The organism is Vibrio genomosp. F10 str. 9ZD137, from assembly GCF_049974785.1.
GTDB lineage: Bacteria > Pseudomonadota > Gammaproteobacteria > Enterobacterales > Vibrionaceae > Vibrio.
In genome coordinates this window covers 1-1,076 of record NZ_JBNGCJ010000931.1, presented here as the reverse complement: position 1 = coordinate 1,076, position 1,076 = coordinate 1, and the positions used below count along the sequence as shown (strand labels likewise).

The window sequence follows — 1,076 nt, the reverse complement described above, 5'->3', positions numbered from 1 at the left end:
GTATCTTGGCTGATATCTCGGCCCGATGCCGACGTGATGTTTTTAATCACAAGCGGGCCGTCGATTTCGACAATATTGATTCGCTTACCATAGGTTCGAGCGTCAATGGCACCGCCGCCATCATTGGTTAAATTAGTTTTTAGTGCTGAGCTTGCTGTCTCTAGGCTACCGTCTTCATTGGTCAGTGCCACGCCACCGATCTGAGAAGCGTCCAATTTAATATTTAGACCACCCACACTGCCTGTCGCATTGGTGTATATGCCGGCATTCGTTGTGATGGTCGTGTCGCCATGTTTGTTAGCGATATTACCTTGAATAATGACATCGCCACCGTTGTTGGAAACAATATCAACCGACCCTGCTTCTTTACCCGTAAAGATGACATTGACGCCATAGTCCGCTTTAATCGAGTGGGTAGATTCATCGCGAATTTTGCTCTCGTTAACAAACTGCGCATAATAGGTTTTTTTGCCCCACCAGGTACTGGTGGTCCATTTTCGCACCAGAGATTTCTCTTCTGAAAGTGTGACTGTCTCAGCCTTTTCGAAGATATAGTCCCTATCATCGGGCGCGTACTCGAAGTAAGCCCCTTCTCCTCGAAGTGTTGGAGAGCCAATCGGTTCAAGTGGCCCATCAAAACTGACATCTTTAGGATCACTGGCGAAGGCATCAATGCCTAACCAAGAAGATGTACCTGTGGTCTTATATTGCCGAGCAAAGCTTTCACTGCCCATCGTCCATGAATAACGCCAACCGGATTTAGGGTCATATTCCATATTATCTGAGCCGGATTTGACCGTATTTCCTTGTATATTTTCATAGCTGGTTGTCACAGACACACCCGATGCATCTTTTTCGTAGCTGGTTACTTTGGCGTTACCATGACCATCTGCTTTCGCTTTGTCTCGAATGATCAAGGTGCCTTTACCACGCTGAGAAGCATCAAGGCCTAAGATTTTTACATCCAGATCCGTCTTGTTATTGACCTCGATTTCACCGTATCCACCGAGTAATTCAATTTCAGAATTTTTGTTGGTATTTAGAATATGACCATTCAGCTCGATGTAGCCGCCGCT

Annotated in this window: 1 protein-coding gene; it reads right to left on the bottom strand. The window is 45.9% G+C overall.

Going from position 1 to position 1,076, the window contains the following annotated elements:
* A partial coding sequence (locus ACP45E_RS20460; protein WP_158008403.1) for a hypothetical protein occupies positions 1-1,076 on the bottom strand: 1,076 nt, incomplete at both ends.